The organism is Paenibacillus sp. MT86, from assembly GCF_058792535.1.
The window spans coordinates 1,707,288-1,726,765 of record NZ_CM179499.1 but is presented as its reverse complement, the minus strand read 5'-3'; the positions used below and the strand labels follow the sequence as shown (position 1 = coordinate 1,726,765).

The following is a 19,478-nucleotide window of genomic DNA, read 5'->3' as shown; positions in this document are numbered from 1 at the left end:
CCCGCCCTAACCTTGATTATTGTGGGACGAAGACGATTGAAGCAGCTTCAGGACGTCTTCATCATGACCGCTTACAAGCACAATCTGGGATGGATCTTCCGGCGGCGGACCGATCCGGGCATGATCTTGAATGACCATGTCCTCGGTGACGATCGCCCGGTGTATGCGAACATGGCTGCCGATGCGTACCTTGGGCATGATGACGGAATCGGTAATGACGCTGCCTTCCCCCACCTCCACGCCATAAAAGAGGACCGAATGCTCGACCTCGCCGCACACGGTGCAGCCTTCGTTGATCATGCTGTTCCGGACGACGCCGTTCGGAGAAATATACTCTGCCGGCTGATTCGGATTCCGGGTGTAAATGCGCCACAGCGGATCGTTCAGATCCAGCTTGGGCTGCTCGCTCAGCAGATCCATATTGGCTTCCCACAAGCTCTCGATGGTGCCGACGTCCTTCCAGTACCCTTCGAACGGATAAGCATACAGCGTTTTGCCGTCCGCGAGCATCCTCGGCAGAATGTCGTTGCCGAAATCATGGCTCGTATCCGGAAGGTCCGCATTCTGCAGTAAATAAGAACGCAGCAGCTTCCAGCGAAACAGATAAACGCCCATGGAAGCCGTTGTGCTCTTCGGATGCGCCGGCTTCTCCTCGAACTCGAAAATCCGGTAGTCCTCATCCGTGTTCACCATGCCGAACCGTTTCGCTTCGTCCAGACTTACTTCGATGACGGAGATGGTGCAATCGGCATCTTTCTCCTTGTGGTAAGCCAGCATGCGGTCGTAATCCATCTTATAGATGTGATCACCCGACAAAATCAAAACATGCTCGGGATCATACTGGTCGATAAACTTGAGATTCCGGAAGATCGCATCCGCCGTCCCGCGGTACCAGGTCGTCCCGTCCTCGCGTTCATGCGGCGGGAGCACGAAAACGCCCCCATTCAGCCGATCCATATCCCAATCGCTTCCTACGCCAATGTAGGAATGCAGAACCAGAGGCTCATACTGGGTGAGTACCCCGACCGTGTCGATTCCCGAATGGGAGCAGTTACTCAGCGGAAAATCAATGATCCGGTATGTACCCCCAAAATAAACGGCCGGTTTGGCCAGCGTCTTGGTCAGGCCCTTCAGCCGTTTGCCTTGACCTCCTGCGAGCAGCATCGCGACTACTTCCTTTTTCTTCATGACAGATTCTCCTTTGAGGGGCTTAATGAGATACGAATCCTATAACATGAAAATTGCAGAGTGAACCAAGGGAACGCTTCGATACGAAAAATGGCGGGTGGATCATGGTGATCAGTGTTAAAGAAAAAAGCGCTTGAGGGAATGCCTTGCCAAACAGCAAAGGTACATCAACTATATGCGGGGTAGAGAGAAACTCTGACTCGAATGAGGAAAGGCCGCCCCCATCTTAGGTATCACCTGCCTTCTCTTCTCTAAAAAAAGGCCGTGGAGACACTTGCCAAGCATCCTGATCGCGGCCGTTACGCCAGCAGCCTAAGGGCCACTTCAAAATATCGGATGCTCCATTATGTAGCCTTCTGAATCTATTAAACAAAAAACCGCCCTTTCTACGCATGATGGAAGCCAACGTACAAGAAGACGGTTTTATTCATGTCTTGATTATATCAGGAATGCGGCGGTTTCCGTACAGAAAAATAGCACATTCCGTCCCCGGTTTCGATCATCGCGGCGTCTCCGCGCCGGGCCAGCTCGGCGAGATGGGCCAGCGCTTCGCACATGGCGAAGCGCAGCTGGTGGATGCCGAGCTTATCGCCGAAGAGGGCGGTGCAGACCTCGTAGGCGGTGAGCCGTCCGGCAGCGCTCAGCATGCCGGCGATGGTGATCAGGCGCTCCTCGTGATGGAGGAGGAGCGCGTCGATCCGTTCACGGAAATGCGTGAACGGGTGGCGGTGTCCGGGATACGCCGTCCGGACATGCAGCTCCCGCAGGCGGCGTAGCCCTGCAAGGAAAAGTGCCAGCGGCTCGGCGTCGCTGCCGGGCAGCAGGCTCACGTTAGGCGAGATTTGCGGCAGCACGGCATCGCCGCATAACAGGACGCCGCTGTCCGCATGGAAGAATGACAGATGCCCCGGCGCATGGCCGGCCGTTTGCACCGGCATCCAGATCCGGTTCCCCATCCGGAACGGCAGGTCCTCCCCGATGAACGAGATCTCCGGCTGCGGCGCGACTTGGGGAAAGAAGCTGTTCAGATGCTCCGGCAGCAGGGCAAGCTTGGTTTCCGGCATGCCATGCTGCCGAAAGAACGCGGGGAGCGCACGATCCATCGAGGAATCCGCTCCCCACATCAGCATCGCTTCCCGATGCGCCCGCTCTGACATCCACACCTTCGCGCCCGAGCGTTCCTGAAACCACCCGGCAAGCCCGTAGTGGTCCGGGTGATGATGGGTCAGCACGATGGAGACGATGTCGCTAAAATCCATCTCCAGCTGCTCCATCGCCGCCAGCCATTCCCGCTCCGAGGAAGCCGTGCGCGGCCCCGGATCGATGACGGTCACCCCGTCATCTCCCCGCAGCACATAGCTGTTCACCCATCGTAACGGGTTGGACAGTGCAATTTTTACCTGACTGAGCTGATGCTCTTCTATATAATGAATATCCGGGCTGGAGCCCTTCTCTTCCTGATTCATCGTAGATGTAACCTCCGTCCGCAGTATGACTTATTATCCGACTCCTTCATCATAAGCTTGTAATCGGGATATGTATAGAAGGCTGCGGTGGTTTGTTTGCTCGCATTGCCGAAGTGTCGGTTTCGGAAAGATAAGGTGTCAGGGTTGCAGCAATGTTAGTACAAGGATTCAAAGATTGATGTGAGCGGGTTACTATGTTCCATTAAAGGACGCTGCACGTACGTATCGTTCCTCCAATCGCTGCTGCCGCTTTTCCGGAATCGATTCGTTCGCTCCGCTGCTTCATGCTACTTCATCATAAAGCGTTAAACATCTGGTCGGCTCCTTATGGCTTATTAGCAAACGAACCATCTTCATAAACGAAAAAGCATCCCCTAAGGTCATACAACCTTGGGGATGCCTTCTCCATTTACGGAAACCGTAGGTTCTCTAGAGCTAGCTGCGTACGCTCCATTATCCATCCTGTAAGTCGTTTTTAGAGTCTTGAAAGGTGTGCAAACTCTCTTTTCGATCCACGAAATCCCTCTCCGGGGGAATTGCACGTTCTGCAACTTCATGATCTTCGAAGCTCATTCCTTCTCATCATCCTCCAACTACATGAATCCTCGCCTCATACTGAGAGGCTCCACAGCATTCACTTCAGCTGACGGGCTGCCTCCTCGCGGGAACGCTGGATTGCTTCCTCGGCAGGCAAACTGATCTTGACTCCATCCTCGCCCATCCATTCAACCTCCCCCGAAGCCGCACCGCGCCCGACGATGATGCGCAGCGGAGCGCCCGCAAGGTCGGCATCCTTAAACTTGACCCCGGCCCGTTCGTCCCGGTCGTCCAAAAGAGGCTCAAGACCAGCACCGCTCAGCTCGCGGTAGATGTGCTCGGCCAGTTGCATCTGGGTCTCATCCTTCACCGCAACCGGGATGATGTGGACCCTGAACGGAGCGACGGACATCGGCCAGACCAAATGTCCATCCGAAATTCGCTGTTCGGCAATGGCCGCCATGACGCGGGAAACGCCGATACCGTAGCATCCCATGATCAGAGGTTTTTCCCGGCCGTCGGCATCCAGGTACTTGCCGTTCATGGCGTCACTATATTTGGTTCCCAGCTTAAAAACATGCCCGAGCTCAATCCCGCGATGAAACTGCAGCGGTGCTCCACAGCGCGGGCAAGGCTCTCCTTCCGTCACATTCCGGAAATCGCCGACGTAATCCAGCGAGAAATCAAGTCCCGGGCGGACCCCCTTCAGATGGGTGTCCTCCAGGTTCGCACCGGTAATGCCCTCCGCCATGGCGGCCACTTCATGATCGACCATGATCTTTAGTTGTAAGCCAACCGGTCCCGCAAACCCGACAGGTGCTCCTGTCGCCTGTTTGACCTCTTCGGCACTCGCCATTTCCGCAGCTTCTGCTCCCAAGTAGGACTTCACCTTGGTCTCGTTTGCTTCCCTGTCGCCGCGGACAAGCACTGCAACCAGTTCCCCGTCCACGCGGTAAATCAGCGTCTTCATCAATTGCTCCACACCGACCTGGAGGAAATCCGTCAGTTCCTGAATGCTCTTTACTCCAGGAGTGAATATGCGCTCCATAGCTGAGCTGCCGCCGGTTTTTACGGAATCCCGCATGGCATCAGGCTCTCCCGGAGCCGCGGACTCCGCACGTTCCAAATTCGCCGCATAACGGCAATCGCTGCAGGATACAACGGTATCCTCCCCTATGTCGGCCAGTGCCATGAATTCATGGGTCTCCCCTTGTCCGCCAATCGCGCCGGCATCGGCTTCCACCGCCCGGAACATCAGACCGCAGCGGCTAAAGATTCGCTCATACGTGTCATACATGTTCCGGTAGGACGCGTCCAGTCCCTCCCAGTCCCGATCGAAGGAATACGCGTCCTTCATCAGGAATTCCCGGCCCCGGAGCAGGCCAAAACGAGGGCGTCGCTCATCCCGGTATTTGCTCTGAATCTGGTACAGGTTGACCGGCAGCTTCCGGTACGAGGAAATCTCCTGGCGTACGATGGACGTAATCACTTCTTCATGGGTTGGTCCAAGCACGAATTCACGGTCATGGCGGTCATGGAGCCTGATCAGCTCCGCGCCGTATACCTCGTATCTGCCCGATTCCTTCCACAGCTCGGCGGGCTGGACAGCGGGCATGAGAAGCTCCTGCCCGCCTGCTGCGTCCATTTCCTGCCGGATGATCGCTTCGATCTTCCGCAAGACCCGCCAGCCCAGCGGCAGGTACGAATAGATCCCTGCCGCCGTTTGACGGATATATCCGCCGCGGAGCATCCATTGATGGCTCAGTGCTTCCGCCTCGGACGGCACATCGCGCATCGTGGTCATCAATAATTGGCTTTGCCGCATCTTCCTCATACTCCTTCTTCTACTATCCATGAATAAGCACCAGCCGCACGCAAAAAAAGCACATTCGCCTCCTAGGGACGAATGTGCTCGTGGTACCACCCTGATTCCATCTTGCAGACCGTCTGGACGCTTCTAGCAAGATGCTTCATGCGGCGGTAACGGGCCAAACCGGCGCCGCTTGGTTACGGCGGGCAACTACAAGGTAGGAAGAATGCAGCCTGGCGGGGAGAAGCCTTTCAGCCGTGGGCTTCCTCTCTGTCTCGCCGAATCTTGCATTCTCATGTCCTTGATGATGGTTATTCACGGAATTTCATTTTCCAATACATTACAGCCGTGCGGCCGGAATGTCAAGCCTCAATAGGACGGGATGTTCTAATGAGCGATATGGTCCAGCACCTGCTGCAAAATCCCGATAACATGCTCATCTTCATACGTGTAATAATATATATTTCCGTCCCTTCGGTATTTGACCAGTCTCAAACTGCGCAGATAGCCAAGCTGATGGGATACCGCCGACTGACTCATGCCAAGCACCTCGGCAATATGACCGACAGGGCATTCTTCCTGTGAGAGCAAATGAAGAATCCGGATCCGCGTCGGATCCGAAATGGCCTTCAGGAGTCGTGACGCTTCCATGGCCTGGTCTTCGTGCAGCAGCTCATGGTGTTCTTTTTCCATAAACTTATCCCCTCTTCTCCATAATGGCTTGAACGATTTGGCGGGCATCCCGTGAAACTCCTGCCAGCAGCGCGGAGCCCCGATGCGTCTGCCAAGGCAAGCCTACATAATACAGCCCCTTCACCGGACTGATGCCGCGTGTATGAATAAGTGCCTTCTTGCGATCCAACGCTTGCTCTATATGAAGCCAATCATAGCCGGCAGCAAAGCCGGTAGCCCAGACGATGTTCCGGACCTTTAACGCCGTCCCATCCTCGAATCGCATGCCGGAAGCGCCGGCACCAACGGCTCTCGTTTTCAACACCACTTTACCGCACTTGACCGCTTGTTTCAATTCATATCCGAAAATCGGGTCCCCCATGCCCCTCAGCTTGCGTCCCACCCAGGAGGAACTGCTGGCTGAGAGAACGCCGAGCCTGTCCAGCCACCAGAACATCCCCTTCCCCCAAAGAGCCATTGGCAAATACCGCGGCGGCTGCCCAAGCGCCAAATACGTCTCCCGGTCCACGGACAATTCCACCGCGATCTGCGCCCCGCTGTTTCCGCCGCCAACGACAAGCACATCGCCCTCTTGAAGCTGGGAAGGCCTCTTGTACTCGGACGAGTGCAGCTGGAGAACATCCCCCGGAACAGAGGCTGCAAACGCAGGGATTCTAGGCTGCTGAAACGGTCCGGTTGCGATAATAAGCGCCTTGGTATGGAAGCTTTTGCGATCGGTATCGACGATAAACATTCCACCTTCCTTGCGGACCGATGTTACATTCGTCGCGAACTGAATGGGCAGCCTGAACCGTGCCGCATAGGATTTCAAATAGGAAGCCACTTCATCTTTATCCGGGAACCCGTGCGGATCCCCCTCTATATCCATCCCATATAGCGCGCTATGCGTTCTGGGCGTGAACAATTTCAGGGAATCATACCGCGTCTTCCAAACCTCCCCCGCATCCGATCCCCGATCCAGCATCAGAAACTTCATCCCCGCCTGCTGCAGCCAATAGCCGGATGCCAATCCCGCCTGTCCCGCTCCGATTACGATAACATCCCAAACCATATAGGAATCCCCCTTATTTATATGAGTAATTGCTCATATATAAATATTACACGCATCTTGCTTCCCTTTCAAGCATAAAATGGAAGTTCCAAGGGAAGCTGCATGGGGACCATCCGCATGAAACCGGAATAAATATCTGATGAATCCAGTTGACAATACACGCATTCGGTCATACTATAGGCATAAAGTTGCTTCAAGGAAACAATATATGCTCGGCCCAATTTATTAGGGAGAGGTTAAACTTTATGGATGAGACAAAACATCGGCAGCATCTGCATCAGGCAGCTCTCGGAGAGCGATTTTTGATTGAACAGGTGGATATCCGCGGCGAACATAAACGGCGGCTTCTGGACCTCGGTTTCGTTCCGGGTTCCGTCATCGAAGTGTTGAAGGCCAGCCCGCTCGGAGATCCTACCTCTTATAGAGTAGCAGGCACCGTCATTGCGTTAAGAAAAGAAGAGAGCCAGTTAATATGGGGTAAGGTGATATCATCATGAGAACGTATACCGTCGCGCTGGCGGGCAACCCGAACACGGGAAAAAGCACGCTTTTCAATGCGCTCACCGGCTTGAAGCAGCATACCGGCAACTGGTCCGGCAAAACGGTCAGTCTCGCGAGCGGCCATTACGAATACAAAGACGCCCGCTTCCAGTTCATCGATCTGCCCGGGACGTACTCCTTGTTCTCCAACTCGGCCGATGAAGAAGTGGCGCGCGATTATATTATTTTCGAGAAACCGGACGTCACCCTTCTGGTCCTGGATGCAACCGCGCTGGAGCGCAGCCTTAACCTGGCCCTTCAAGTGCTGGAAATGACCGACCGCGTCATCGTTTGCCTGAATCTGATGGACGAAGCGAAGAAAAAAGGAATTCAGGTTAACGCGCGCAAGCTGGCGGATCAGCTCGGCGTTCCCGTCATTCCCATATCGGCCAGAAACAACGAGGGGCTGGACGTATTGTCCGAACAGCTGCTGATGTCCTCGGGACAGACTCCGACCAAGCCCTACCGGATGAAATACAACGAACAGCTGGAGGCGCAAATTTCGGGATTAGAGTCCCAATTACGAGACGTTGTCGGGGACGAATATCCGGCCAGATGGCTGGCCATCCGCTTTCTCGACGGAGACCGCAAGCTGATTGCGACGTTGAAAGAGAGATTAAAGGCCGCGGATAAAGGGGGGATTTCACTTGGAACAGCTAAGGCGCTTGGAAGCTCTAACAGCGGCCATTCCTTCTGATCAGGTTGAGGATGTCCGGGAAGACATCGTGGGCGAGTTATTCAAAAAATCCCGGGAGCTGTGCAGCGACGCCGTCACCGTAACCAACCGGGAGCTGCTGTACCGTTCCGAGCGGCTGGACCACATCTTCACCTCCAAGCTGTGGGGATTCCCGATCATGCTGGCCATGCTCGGCGTTATTTTTTACTTGACGATCGCCGGGGCAAACGTGCCCTCTTCCATGCTGGCCAGTTTCTTTGGCTGGGTTGAAGGATACCTGACCCTGGCTTTTCAGGCCATCCATGCTCCCGACTGGCTCCATGGCGTGCTGATACTCGGGTTGTTCCGGGGAACCGCTTGGGTTGTCAGCGTGATGCTGCCACCCATGGCCATCTTCTTCCCGGCCTTCGCGCTGCTCGAGAACTACGGCTATTTGCCGCGGGTAGCCTTTAACCTGGACCGACTGTTCAAAAAAACGGGAGCGCACGGCAAGCAGTCCCTCACCATGGCGATGGGATTCGGCTGTAATGCGGCCGCCATTATGTCGACACGGATTATCGAATCGCCGCGGGAGCGGATGCTCGCCATTCTGACCAACAACTTCGTGCCCTGCAACGGTCGTTGGCCGACTTTGATCCTGCTGGCTTCCTTGTTCATGGCGGCCGGCTTTTCGGGAGGAGCCCAGACGCTCGTGACCGCCTCCGTTGTCATGGGCATGGTGTTGATCGGCGTCGTTGTCACGCTTACGGTGTCATGGGGATTATCGAAGACGGCATTGAAAGGCGTTCCTTCCCACTACACGCTGGAGCTGCCGCCATACCGCAAACCGAAAATCCTGAATACCATACTCCGGTCTACGCTCGACAAAACGATTTATGTCCTGCGCAGAGCCATCATCGTCGCAGCGCCCGCAGGCGTGCTGACCTGGATTTTGGCCAATATCTACGTCGGGGATTCCAGCATCCTGATTCACTTTGTAAGCTTCCTTGACCCGTTTGCACGCGCGCTCGGACTTGACGGCTTCATTCTGATGGCCTTTATCATCGGGCTTCCCGCGAACGAGATCGTGCTGCCGATCCTGCTGATGGGATATTTGGCAACAGGCTCCCTGACGGAGGTGGAGGATATGTTTGCCCTCAAGCAAATCTTCCTGGACCAAGGCTGGACCTGGCTGACCGCGCTGAACATGATGCTGTTCTCGCTGCTCCATTACCCCTGCGGAACCACGCTCGTCAACATCTGGAAGGAAACGAAAAGCGCGAAGTGGACGTTCCTGTCCTTTGCCATTCCGACGGCCATCGCCATCGGCGTGACCTTCCTGGTCGCCCAGGCGGCGCGGGCATTGGGATGGGTTTAAACGACAGGCTTCGGCAGGCAAAAGTTAGTTTCATCATGTACGGGGCATCCGCAAGGTTAATCCAACCTTGGATGCCTTTTTTATGGCAAGCGGCCCTGCAAGCCAAACATTATGCAATAGAAAACGAGCCGCTCCAAGAAATCCCTTGAATCGGCTCGTTTTTTTTATCCGAATATTAATGAGTTCGAAGAAACTTAACCTTTAACAGAACCCGCCGCAATGCCCTCCACGATACGATCGCTGAGGAAAAGGAACATCAGCAGGATCGGCAAAATGCTGATCATCAGGGTTGCGCCGATAGCGCCCCAATCGGTCGTGTACTGACCGATAAAGTTCTGGACGCCGACGGTCAGCGTCTTGAACATATCCGAGCTGATGAACGTGTTCACGAAGATAAATTCGTTCCAGTTATAAATCATGTTAATGATGGCAGTCGTCGCCAGCACCGAGCCCGTCATCGGAAGCACGATCCGGAAGAAGACCCGGTGAACCGAACAGCCGTCCATGACCGCCGCCTCTTCCACTTCCTTCGGCAGCGTGTAATAGAATCCGAGCAGAATCATGATCGTGATCGGCATATTGAAAGCCACGTACGACAATATCAAAGAAACCGGATGATCGGTCAAACCGACCTTGTTAAAAATGCTGAACAGCGGAATCAAGGTAGAGTGAACCGGAATCATCATGGCCACCATAAACAACCCGAGCACGAATGAGCTGCCCTTCCATTTCATTCTCGTAATCGCGAAGGTGACGAGACTTCCCAGAATGACCGTAAGCGCAGTCGCGACAACGGTGATCCACACGCTGTTCAGAAAATAAACGCTGATGTTGCCGGCGCTCCATACCTTCTCGTAATTCTCCCAGCGCGGATTCATCGGAAGGGACAGAGGCGGAAGATCGAATACTTCCTGATTGTTTTTCAAAGAGAACAGCAGCAGCCATACGAGCGGGAACAGCTGGAATACGGCTACGCCGATCAGCACGATGTACAACAGCGCGTATCCGATCTTGCCGCCCGCTCCGTTTCCGGACCGATCACGCCCTTCTTGGAGCTGTCCAGTGGCTCCGGATATCATGAAGCATCCCTCCTTATGAATATTGGATCGTTTCTTTCGATGCCGTTAATTTCCGAATGACCCACGTTACGATCAGACAGATCACAAGCAGGAAGAACCCGATCGCGCTGCCGTAACCGAAATCATAAGCGCGGAAAGCCGTATGATACATGTAGGACGCCATGACTTCACTCGCGCCGTTAGGCCCTCCGTCCGTCATGACGAAGATGAGGTCGAAGTATTTCAAGGAACCTACCACCGCCAGCACGATCGTCACCTTGATCACTTCCATGATGAGCGGAAGCTTGATTCGGAACGCTATTTGGAAGGAGGTTGCCCCATCGATTTTAGCTGCTTCAACCAGCGAGGCCGGGATATTCTTCAAGGCTGCATAATAGATCAAGATATAAAAACCGGCATACTGCCACAAAATCGGAATAAACAATGCAAATAATACAAGCGACGGTTCGGCAAGCCATGCGGGCGGGTTCGTGATCCCGATGGACTCCAGGAAGCTGTTCACGATCCCGTTCGTCGGGTGATAGATGCGCAGCCAAAGCTGCGCGATGGCAACGGAGGACAGCAGCATCGGAATGAGATAGATTTTGCGGAACAGGTTGGCGCCTTTGATCTTGGAGGCCAGCACCATCGCCACGGCCAGGTAAATCATCAGGCTTGCAGCCGAGAATACGGCTAACAGCAGGGAGTGCCATGCACTGTCCCAGAACTTGCCGTCCGAGAGCAGGGCCTGGTAATTATCCAGCCCGATAAAGGTCATCGCACCGATTCCGTTCCATTCGTTCAGTCCGTAATAGGCGGTTAGCATGATCGGAATATACACGACAGCCATGATCACAAGCAGTGCAGGCAGAACATACAGCGCGATGATTTTTTTGTTGGACATCACTTTATCCAAAGTGTCCGACTCCTTTCTTCCTATGGTCTTGAGGAAAGATTTATCCGGCATCGCTGCCGGATAAATCGCATCCTGTTTCATCGTTGTCCCGAGTCTTAGTTCCCTTTGGAAATCGCTGCGTCATGCTCTTCGGAGAATTTCTCAGGTGTGACGGCTTTGCCGAAGAGCGCCTGGATCATGTTCAGATGCGTTTCGGCGGCATTCGCCTGCATTTGCACATCCGCGAACAAGGTAATGCTGCTAGCTTTGTTCATTTCATCGAACAGATCAATGTACAACTGTGGAAGCTCAAGCGCCGAGGTATCCACCTTGGTTGCCGGGATGACGCCGGCACCCGTTACCGACTGCTCGCCCCACTTGGTCACGAAATACTCCACGAATTTCTTGGACTCTTCCTTCACCTTCGAGTTTTCGCCGATGAACAAGCCGACGCCCGGTCCGCCTACCCAGCTGTTAATATCGCCCTTGCCGCCTTCGACGGTCGGGAATTTGAAGAATCCGACGCTGTCGCGGAATTCTTGCGGAATCTCTTCATTCGTCGTGAAGTTCGGCAGCTCCCAGGTACCCATCATGTACATGGCCGCTTTGCCGTTAAGGAATTCCGACTTCGCTTCCTCGTTGGACAAGCCGTTGAAGCCTTTGACAAACGCGTTGCCATCGACCAGCGATTGAACTTCGGCGGCTGCCTTGACGAGCGATTCGTCCTTAAACGAGCCAGAGCCGCTGATTGCACCGGCCAGCGTTTCTTGTCCGCCGATCCGGTCTGCCAGGTACATGTACCAGAGCGATCCGGTCCAGCGATCCTTGTTGCCGAGCGCGATCGGAGCAATTCCGTTATCGGACAGCGTTTTCACGACCGTCTTGAATTCTTCGTAGGTTTGCGGAATCTCCAGGTTGTGTTGTTCGAATATCGCCTTGTTGTAGTAAACCGGAGCGATATTGAACTCGAGTGGAAGCGCATACGTTTTGCCGTCAATCGCATAAGCCTCGGTTGTGCCCGCCACGAACTTGTCGCCCAGCTGGCCGTCCAGCAAATCGTCGACCGGTGCAAACAGGTTGCCTTCCACGTACGGCTTCAGGAATCCGGCTGCCCAGGTCACGCCTACGTCCGGAAGCTCGTTCGATGCGGAAAGCACCTTCAGTTTGTTTTTGTATTGCTCATTATCCAGAACTTCCTGTTTGATCGTCACGTTCGGATTCTCTTTTTGATATTCTTCGATGATCTGATTCACGATTTTGTTCTGTCCCGCCGAGACGCCCGCCGGCCACAAGTGCATGAAGTTTACCGTAACTTTATCGCCTTCGCTAGCGCCGCTGCCCGATTCACCCGTGCTGCTGCTGTTCGATCCGCAGCCGGCTGCAACCAGAGCGAGACACAATGTCAAAAGCAGAACCGTCCATTTTTTATTGAACACGTTTACAACCCCTTTTCTAGTATGCTGTTCGCGTTATGAAACCGCTTTAATCAAATTTTATCAGTGAGGGGAAGATTGTATAAGGTCATAATGATTGGGACTAATTCCACTTTTATTGGATTTCCTCTCCGTTATCGGATACGCTTTGGCGATATTGGCTCGGGCTTACTTCCTCAAGGTCCCGGAACACTTTCACGAAATATTTCGCCGTCTGGTATCCGACCTTCTCCGCAATTTCCGAGATCGGCAGCGGCGTCCCCGCCAGCAGTTCCTTGGCCCGCTGCACCCTGCGGCGCGTCAGATACTCGCTGAACGTGAGCCCGGTCTGCTCTTTGAACAGCACGCTGAAATAACTGGAATTCAGATGAAGCACCTCCGCCACTTCCTTCAGCGATACCGGTTCCTGAAGATGCTGATCCACGTACTTCAGCGCTTCCTGCACCTGGACGCTGTATCCCTTATCCTGCTGCGCCGCCTCCAGCAGCTTGGGGTCGACCAGTTTCTCCATCCGCTCAATCCGATCGATCTTTTCCCGCCGTTCCAGCGCCGATTCAACCGCGGTTACCAGCTTCCGCTTATCCAGCGGCTTCAGCAGATAATCTACTACCCCGTATTGCAGCGCTTTGCGGGCATAGTCGAACTCCGAGTAGCCGGATATGACGATAATGACTGGCGGATGCTCCAGTTCATGCAATCGCTCAATCAGCTCCAGCCCCCCAATTTCCGGCATGCGGATATCCGTTACCACCAGATGCGCCACCTGCTCCTGCAGCCACTCCAGCGCCTCTACGCCGCTTGTAGCCGTCACGATTTTGCATCGGCCGGACGACCACGCCTCCAGGGTCTTTCTTACCCCTTCCCTCGTTCTTGGTTCATCATCCACGATCAGTATCGTTTTCATGCTTTTCCCCCTCCCCGTCGATAGCCGGGAAATCGTTCGGTATTTGAAATGAAATGGTCGTCCCCTGACCGACCACGCTGTGAATGCGCAGGCCGGCCTGCTCGGAAGCGTAATACAGCCGGATTCTCTGCTCGACATTGGCTATGCCGACGCCGCTTTTTTTAGCGGATTCCGCATACCCTTTTTCCATGGAGGAATATAACGAGGCTACGGTCTCCTCGTCCATCCCGGGCCCGTCGTCGGTTATCGAAACAACCGTGTAACCCGGTTGATCGGAGGCTTGCGCGCGCACAATGACGGTGCCTGGCCCCAGTCGCTGCTCAACGCCGTGCAGGATCGCATTTTCCACGATCGGCTGGATCAGCAGCTTCGGAATCGGCACGTTCTTGCTGGCTTCGTCCGCCTCGATTCTCCAGGATAACCGGTCGAGCATCCGCATTTTCATAATCATCAAATAACGTTCGGCATGATCCAGCTCGTCCCGCACCGATACCCATTCATCCTCGTCTTTGCGGTTGATGACGTAGCGGAATAATCCCGACATGGCGACCACGATCTGGGCCAGCTCTTCTTCGCCTTGATCGTCGAGCGCCCAGTAAAACGCTTCCAAGGTGTTAAAAAGAAAGTGCGGATTGATCTGCGCCTGCAGCGCTTTAAGCTCCGTCCGGCTCTGAATGATCTCCTTCTGATACACGACCTCGATTAATTCGTTCAGGGAATCCACCATCTGGTTATACGAATTGTTAAGCTCATTGATCTCCATCGTCTTCGAGGTGACGGCAATGGGCTTCAGCGTTCCCAGCCTCACGCCGCGCATGGCTTTGATCAAATTCAGAATCGGCCGGATGATCATCGTCGTCAGTATAAAGCTCAAGATCAGAAACAGCAGCGCACCGACGGCTCCGGATACGATAATCGCGGTCCGCAGCACCGATATCCCTTCGGTCGTATAGTCTACGGGCGTCAGGATGACCAAATTCCAGCCCGTTGCCGCAGACTGCCTCTGTACGGCGATATAGTCCTCGTCGCCGACCGTAACGGTCTCTCCTTCGCGGTGCAGAACCGCCCTCGAATCCACCGCCGTCGCAAAATCCGACGAGATCTCATGGCCCGCCTGATCAAACAGCCCCATCGTTTCACGCGAATCGCCGCCCATGCCGCCGGCAGAATCCGTTAGCGCAAAATAGTCCTTCTCCAGCTTCACGAGCAGGTATCCGCCATGCGCAAAAGAATGGTCGATCAGCCGGATTCGGCGTACCGCTACCACCACGTCCGGATCCCGGGGATCCTGGCCGAACCATACCAGCTTCCCCATGCCCTTGTCAGCCGCTATAATCCAATCGACCCCGACCCGGCTGGTCAAACTGCCTTCGTCGAGCGGGAACAGCCGCCGATAATCCGTTGTATACAATTCAAGCGACCGGATGCCCGTAGCGTATGCCTCATACTTGCGCACTTCCTGCTGCAGGGACTGCCGTTCTCCGAACGTAATCGGATGACCTGCGGTCTCCTGCGCGAGATAACGCTGAACCGTTGCGTTCGTGGACACTTGGGCCGTCAGCGTATCCACCTGCTTAAGCAGCGCATCCAGCTTGCCCGTGGCCTGCACGGCCGTCTGCTGGATATGTTTCTCGGCACTGTTGCGCAGAAGGGCGGAAACCTGGTCATATACAAAAACCCCGACTAATGCCAACACGATGATCATCACCAGCATAAACCCGAGGAAGATTTGATTCCGCAGCGTATTCAGACTGCCAAACCTGTTCACGTGCTTACCCTCCCTTTCGCTTGGAGCTGTAATTCACTATACACAATCTTGAAGAAGTTAGGGAGTCCTCGTTCATCTGCACGGGCGGAAGCTATATGTACTTTATTACTAAAAAAGAGAAAGTGCGGGCAGGTTATTTTTCCCTCGCACTTCCTCTTATATACCGCTGAAACTTCCGCTATACGGGATACAATTCCTGATGACGACCCAGCTCCTTTTTGCAATCGGTGCACAGCCCTCTTACGGCACCGGAATCATCCGCATAAAAGGTCAGCGGACGCTTGCGGCGGCACTTGCTGCAGGCTTGTCCACGCTGCCCGCTGCTCGTTCGCGTTTTGGATTTCAGCTGGATGACATTGCCCTTTCTTCCGCTGCTTCGCTTGCGTCCAAACCCAATCAATACCAAGAGGACCAAAACGGCGCCGGCCGTAATCCCGATCATCCACCCCATGTTTATTCCACCTCCGACATGTGCAGGCTATTTGTATAAAACAGCTACAAAACGAAATGCAGGTTTGCATTCCAAGCTCGACCCAAACGATCGTACTGCCTCCAATACCAACTGCGAACATTTTACCATATCTTCATTGTTAATAGAGGTTCCTGCTCATTATCCGTCACCATCGATAACCGGATTCTTGGAGCCAAAACACAAAAAAGCCTTCTCACTCCCGAGCTAACGGGAAGGAAGGCTTTCGCTGTGCTTTCGTTCATGCAACCGGCATGGTGTCAGATCTTCAACTCACCGAGTTTTATCAACTCAACGACAGCTTGCGAACGGCCCTTGACGTTTAATTTCTGCATGACATTGGAGATGTGGTTACGCACCGTCTTTTCGCTAATAAACAACTGCCCGGCGATATCGCGAGTCGTTTTGTCCTGCACAAGCAATTCAAACACTTCGCGTTCACGGTGGGTTAACAAGAACTTGCTGTTATGGTCGGTCCCCTTCAATGGTGTCACCCCTCCTTGCCCGGGTATGTGTGGTCTAACAAGGTTAAGGGATACAGTCAACTCATCTTATGTCAGATCAGGGGGGAAGGTGCGAAAGAGGCGAATAAATTGGGCGTTTGGCCCGTATCAGCGATTTTTATCCTTGCTTCCCACCGCTTGTTGGTCTATGATGGGGGTGTAAAAATTATTTTCTTCATTTTTTCATATTTTTAAAAATAATTTTCAGAACGAAATCCCATTCGTTATGCCCAGGCAATAAGCTCACCGGGAACCTTGAAGGAGGCTTGTGATGACACCAATCTTGCATATTATTTCTGTCGAAAAGGAAAGTCTGCCCCGTCAGGAACGACGGCTCGCGGAATTCATTTTGACAGCCCCATCCGAGATTGTGCATATGGGCATTAAGGATCTTGCCGATCAGTGCGAGGTCAGCGCTGCCACCGTAACCCGTTTTTGTAAGAATTTTCAGTGTAAGGGGTATCCTGATTTTAAGCTCAAGCTTGCGGCCGAGATCGCTCATGCCGAAATGGCCTCGCGCACGGGAAACACGCGCTATCAGGACATCGTGGCGGGCAACCCGCTGGCCGGGATCGTCGAGGCGATCGAATCCAATCATCTGACTTCCATCCGCGATACGACGGAGCTGCTTGATCTGGGTCAGCTGGAGCGCGCCGTGGATGCCCTGTGCCGCGCGAAACGCATTGATCTGTACGGCGTGGCGACCTCTTCCATCGTGGCGCAGGACTTTTACCAGAAGCTGATCCGGATCGGAAAAAACTGCACCGCTTTTGCGGATTCCCATATGCAGATCACGTCAGCCTCTACACTGACCTCTAGCGATGTGGCCGTTGCCGTTTCTTACTCCGGTGAAACGCCGGAGACCATCGATGCATTGGCCTGTGCCAAAGACGCCGGCGCCTTCACGATCAGCATCACCTCTTACCGGAGCAGCGCGATCTCCGCCCTGGCGGATATTACGCTGTATTCATCGTCGCTCGAGGAAGGTATGCGCCGGGGTGATATGGCTTCGCGTATCGCTCAGCTTCACATTATAGACATCCTGTTCATGGGAATGGCCAGCCGGGACTTCTCCACGTATGTCCCCCGTCTGGAGCAATCATATCTTAATGTTCAAAATTATCGCAAAAGCCGAGGAGGACAATAACCAATGAATATTTACACATTCCGCGACGAAGAACAATTCGTGCAAACAGGCGCTAACCTGATTTCCAGCCTGCTGCACACCAATCCGCGCGCCACGCTAGGATTGGCTACGGGAAGCACGCCGGTTGGGCTCTATGCCAAGCTGATTGAAATGAACCGTCAGGGACTGGTCAGCTTCGCCCAAACCACGACATATAATCTGGACGAATATGTAGGCCTTCCGGAGAATCATCCCGAGAGCTACCGCACTTTCATGAATGAGAAGTTCTTCAATCATGTCGACATCCAGATGGATCGCACCCATGTACCGAACGGCAATGCTGCCGATCCGGAAGCAGAATGCCTGAATTACGACAAAATGCTCGAAGAATACGGGCCGGTTGATCTTCAGCTCCTCGGCCTTGGACATAACGGACATATCGGTTTCAACGAGCCTGGCGAATCCTTAAGCGGCGGTACCCATGTGGTTGAGCTGCAAGAAAAAACACGCAACGCGAATGCAAGATTCTTCCCAACCCTGGACGATGTCCCGACCTACGCGATTACCATGGGCGTTGCCACCATCATGAAGGCCCGCCAAATTCTCCTGCTCGTTCGAGGAGAGGATAAAGCGGAAATCGTACACCGCGCATTGACGGGGCCGATTACCACAGAGTGTCCGGCATCGCTGCTTCAATGTCATCCGAACGTAGTCGTCCTTCTGGATCAAGGCGCAGGGAGACTGCTGGTATGAGCAGCGAACGCAAAGATTCGGTCCAATTGTTGTACGGTCAAGTCTTGACGCCAGACGGCTTCTGTGCAGACGGCGTGCTGGCGATCAAAGGTGAGGACATTGCTTACGCCGGAGATGTTTCCGGGCTCCCAGCCGAGCTTAAGCAGGCTGCAGCGGAAGTGATCAACCAACCCGGCGGCTACATTATTCCCGGATTTATTGATATCCACGTGCACGGCGGCAACGGCGAAGATTTCATGGATGCAAGCAAGGATGTCCTGGATAAAATCACGTCGTTCCACAGCTCCCAGGGAACCACGTCCATGCTCGCCACCACGATGACGGCGCCGAAGGCAGCCATCGACCACGTGCTTCGCGAAGTTAACGAGTACCGCAGCCAAGGCATGCCTTATACCAAGCTGGTAGGCGCACATCTGGAAGGCCCTTTCATCAGTCCGAAATGGCCAGGCGCACAAAATCCGGAGCATATCGTCCATGCCAATATCGACTGGCTGGAAGAATGGGTGTCCACATACCCGGATCTGATCCGGCAGGTGACCCTGGCACCGGAGCGCGAAGGAGCGCTGGAGGCCATCTCCTGGCTCAGCAGCCACGGGATCGTGGCCGCACTGGGTCATACGGATGCCACTTACGAAGAAGTGGAGGCCGCCGTGGAGGCAGGACTGAGCCATGGCGTGCATACGTTTAATGCGATGACAGGACTGCATCACCGCAAGCCTGGCGTGGTGGGTGCGATGCTGGGCGATGATCGCCTAAGCTGCGAAATCATCGCCGACGGCATCCATGTTCACCCGGCTGCCATTCGGATTCTGGCCCGCATGAAACAGGACGGCAACCTGATTCTGATCACCGATGCAATGTCCGCTACCGGAATGGCTGACGGCGAATATACGATTGGCGATTTGCCGGTCGTTGTCGAGAACGGCATCGCCACGCTAAAGAGCAACAGGGATAGCCTGGCTGGGAGTACGCTGACGATGATCAAAGGATTCCAGCTGCTGGTCCGAGAGGTCGGTTTGAGCATTGAGCAGGCCTCTCGGGTCGGAAGCCTCAATCCCGCCAGAAAAATCGGCATCGATGACTGCACCGGATCCCTTGAGTCCGGCAAACTTGCCGACGTCCTGGTGCTCTCCAGCGACTTGGAGCTGCAAGGCGTTTGGATTCAAGGAGTACGCAAGCATTAATCCGCTACCTTAACACGCATTGCAAATAAGCAAAGGAGCTGCCTTAGTTAGGATGACTTCAATCCTA

18 protein-coding genes are annotated in these 19,478 nt (G+C 54.2%); 6 read left to right on the top strand and 12 right to left on the bottom strand.

Features of this window, described 5'->3' with window-relative positions; translation table 11 throughout:
* Positions 1-6 precede the first annotated feature (6 nt).
* From AC3RCL_RS07385 to AC3RCL_RS07365, 5 genes are all read right to left on the bottom strand, one after another.
* On the bottom strand, positions 7-1,188 hold the full coding sequence (locus AC3RCL_RS07385; protein WP_277748286.1) for a glucose-1-phosphate adenylyltransferase: 1,182 nt from the start codon (positions 1,186-1,188) through the stop codon (positions 7-9).
* Positions 1,189-1,631: 443 nt separating this feature from the next.
* Positions 1,632-2,654: an MBL fold metallo-hydrolase gene (locus tag AC3RCL_RS07380; protein WP_492535071.1), complete on the bottom strand. Its 1,023-nt coding sequence runs from the start codon at positions 2,652-2,654 to the stop codon at positions 1,632-1,634.
* A gap of 634 nt (positions 2,655-3,288) precedes the next feature.
* Positions 3,289-5,016, bottom strand: coding sequence for a proline--tRNA ligase (locus AC3RCL_RS07375; RefSeq protein ID WP_492535070.1), 1,728 nt, complete (start codon positions 5,014-5,016; stop codon positions 3,289-3,291).
* 372 nt (positions 5,017-5,388) lie between these two features.
* Positions 5,389-5,694: an ArsR/SmtB family transcription factor gene (locus tag AC3RCL_RS07370; RefSeq protein WP_009591630.1), complete on the bottom strand. Its 306-nt coding sequence runs from the start codon at positions 5,692-5,694 to the stop codon at positions 5,389-5,391.
* 4 nt (positions 5,695-5,698) lie between these two features.
* Entirely contained in the window at positions 5,699-6,745 is a 1,047-nt protein-coding gene (locus tag AC3RCL_RS07365) for a flavin-containing monooxygenase (protein WP_492535069.1), read from the bottom strand.
* A gap of 245 nt (positions 6,746-6,990) precedes the next feature.
* Here AC3RCL_RS07365 and AC3RCL_RS07360 point away from each other — a divergent pair, with 245 nt between their 5' ends.
* From AC3RCL_RS07360 to AC3RCL_RS07350, 3 genes are read left to right on the top strand one after another with little or no spacing between them, the layout of a single operon-like run.
* A complete protein-coding gene (locus AC3RCL_RS07360; protein ID WP_015733973.1) occupies positions 6,991-7,242 on the top strand; it encodes a FeoA family protein in 252 nt (83 codons plus the stop codon).
* A complete protein-coding gene (locus AC3RCL_RS07355; RefSeq protein WP_492535067.1) occupies positions 7,239-7,982 on the top strand; it encodes a FeoB small GTPase domain-containing protein in 744 nt (247 codons plus the stop codon). The genes AC3RCL_RS07360 and AC3RCL_RS07355 overlap by 4 nt, the downstream gene beginning before the upstream one ends.
* Positions 7,933-9,318 (top strand): nucleoside recognition domain-containing protein, encoded by a 1,386-nt coding sequence (locus AC3RCL_RS07350; protein ID WP_492535066.1) that lies wholly within the window; start codon positions 7,933-7,935, stop codon positions 9,316-9,318. Before AC3RCL_RS07355 ends, AC3RCL_RS07350 begins: the two co-directional genes overlap by 50 nt.
* A 194-nt stretch (positions 9,319-9,512) precedes the next feature.
* On the opposite strand, the gene AC3RCL_RS07345 is transcribed toward AC3RCL_RS07350, so the two are convergent.
* From AC3RCL_RS07345 to AC3RCL_RS07315, 7 genes are all read right to left on the bottom strand, one after another.
* Positions 9,513-10,397 carry a carbohydrate ABC transporter permease gene (locus tag AC3RCL_RS07345; RefSeq protein ID WP_492535065.1) on the bottom strand — a complete coding sequence of 295 codons (885 nt, stop codon included), beginning with the start codon at positions 10,395-10,397 and terminating at the stop codon, positions 9,513-9,515.
* Positions 10,398-10,410: 13 nt separating this feature from the next.
* On the bottom strand, positions 10,411-11,292 hold the full coding sequence (locus tag AC3RCL_RS07340; RefSeq protein ID WP_090910779.1) for a carbohydrate ABC transporter permease: 882 nt from the start codon (positions 11,290-11,292) through the stop codon (positions 10,411-10,413).
* Between the two features lie 95 nt (positions 11,293-11,387).
* Positions 11,388-12,707 carry an extracellular solute-binding protein gene (locus AC3RCL_RS07335; protein ID WP_096775369.1) on the bottom strand — a complete coding sequence of 440 codons (1,320 nt, stop codon included), beginning with the start codon at positions 12,705-12,707 and terminating at the stop codon, positions 11,388-11,390.
* Positions 12,708-12,819: 112 nt separating this feature from the next.
* Positions 12,820-13,608 (bottom strand): response regulator transcription factor, encoded by a 789-nt coding sequence (locus AC3RCL_RS07330; RefSeq protein ID WP_192569344.1) that lies wholly within the window; start codon positions 13,606-13,608, stop codon positions 12,820-12,822.
* The gene (locus AC3RCL_RS07325; protein WP_492535064.1) at positions 13,583-15,376 is read right to left on the bottom strand and encodes a cache domain-containing sensor histidine kinase; all 1,794 of its coding nucleotides are present in this window, start codon (positions 15,374-15,376) and stop codon (positions 13,583-13,585) included. Before AC3RCL_RS07325 ends, AC3RCL_RS07330 begins: the two co-directional genes overlap by 26 nt.
* A 178-nt stretch (positions 15,377-15,554) precedes the next feature.
* A complete protein-coding gene (locus AC3RCL_RS07320; RefSeq protein ID WP_096775366.1) occupies positions 15,555-15,827 on the bottom strand; it encodes a hypothetical protein in 273 nt (90 codons plus the stop codon).
* 278 nt (positions 15,828-16,105) lie between these two features.
* Entirely contained in the window at positions 16,106-16,330 is a 225-nt protein-coding gene (locus AC3RCL_RS07315) for a helix-turn-helix domain-containing protein (RefSeq protein WP_006208732.1), read from the bottom strand.
* A 289-nt stretch (positions 16,331-16,619) separates the two neighbouring features.
* On the opposite strand from AC3RCL_RS07315, the gene AC3RCL_RS07310 reads away from it, so the two are divergent.
* From AC3RCL_RS07310 to nagA, 3 genes are read left to right on the top strand one after another with little or no spacing between them, the layout of a single operon-like run.
* Positions 16,620-17,495 (top strand): MurR/RpiR family transcriptional regulator, encoded by an 876-nt coding sequence (locus AC3RCL_RS07310; protein ID WP_015733966.1) that lies wholly within the window; start codon positions 16,620-16,622, stop codon positions 17,493-17,495.
* 3 nt (positions 17,496-17,498) lie between these two features.
* Complete coding sequence (gene nagB / locus AC3RCL_RS07305; RefSeq protein WP_492535063.1) at positions 17,499-18,227, top strand: glucosamine-6-phosphate deaminase; 729 nt, start codon at positions 17,499-17,501, stop codon at positions 18,225-18,227.
* Positions 18,224-19,411 (top strand): N-acetylglucosamine-6-phosphate deacetylase, encoded by a 1,188-nt coding sequence (gene nagA, locus AC3RCL_RS07300; RefSeq protein WP_492535062.1) that lies wholly within the window; start codon positions 18,224-18,226, stop codon positions 19,409-19,411. The genes nagB and nagA overlap by 4 nt, the downstream gene beginning before the upstream one ends.
* Positions 19,412-19,478 lie beyond the last annotated feature (67 nt).

Coding starts and splice junctions, on each gene's coding strand:
- nagA (WP_492535062.1), top strand. CDS start 18,224: ATGAGCAGCGAACGCAAAGATTCGGTCCAATTGTTGTACGGTCAAGTC.
- AC3RCL_RS07375 (WP_492535070.1), bottom strand. CDS start 5,016: ATGCGGCAAAGCCAATTATTGATGACCACGATGCGCGATGTGCCGTCC.
- AC3RCL_RS07360 (WP_015733973.1), top strand. CDS start 6,991: ATGGATGAGACAAAACATCGGCAGCATCTGCATCAGGCAGCTCTCGGA.
- AC3RCL_RS07385 (WP_277748286.1), bottom strand. CDS start 1,188: ATGAAGAAAAAGGAAGTAGTCGCGATGCTGCTCGCAGGAGGTCAAGGC.
- AC3RCL_RS07345 (WP_492535065.1), bottom strand. CDS start 10,397: ATGATATCCGGAGCCACTGGACAGCTCCAAGAAGGGCGTGATCGGTCC.
- AC3RCL_RS07365 (WP_492535069.1), bottom strand. CDS start 6,745: ATGGTTTGGGATGTTATCGTAATCGGAGCGGGACAGGCGGGATTGGCA.
- AC3RCL_RS07370 (WP_009591630.1), bottom strand. CDS start 5,694: ATGGAAAAAGAACACCATGAGCTGCTGCACGAAGACCAGGCCATGGAA.
- AC3RCL_RS07355 (WP_492535067.1), top strand. CDS start 7,239: ATGAGAACGTATACCGTCGCGCTGGCGGGCAACCCGAACACGGGAAAA.
- AC3RCL_RS07310 (WP_015733966.1), top strand. CDS start 16,620: ATGACACCAATCTTGCATATTATTTCTGTCGAAAAGGAAAGTCTGCCC.
- AC3RCL_RS07330 (WP_192569344.1), bottom strand. CDS start 13,608: ATGAAAACGATACTGATCGTGGATGATGAACCAAGAACGAGGGAAGGG.
- AC3RCL_RS07320 (WP_096775366.1), bottom strand. CDS start 15,827: ATGGGGTGGATGATCGGGATTACGGCCGGCGCCGTTTTGGTCCTCTTG.
- nagB (WP_492535063.1), top strand. CDS start 17,499: ATGAATATTTACACATTCCGCGACGAAGAACAATTCGTGCAAACAGGC.
- AC3RCL_RS07380 (WP_492535071.1), bottom strand. CDS start 2,654: ATGAATCAGGAAGAGAAGGGCTCCAGCCCGGATATTCATTATATAGAA.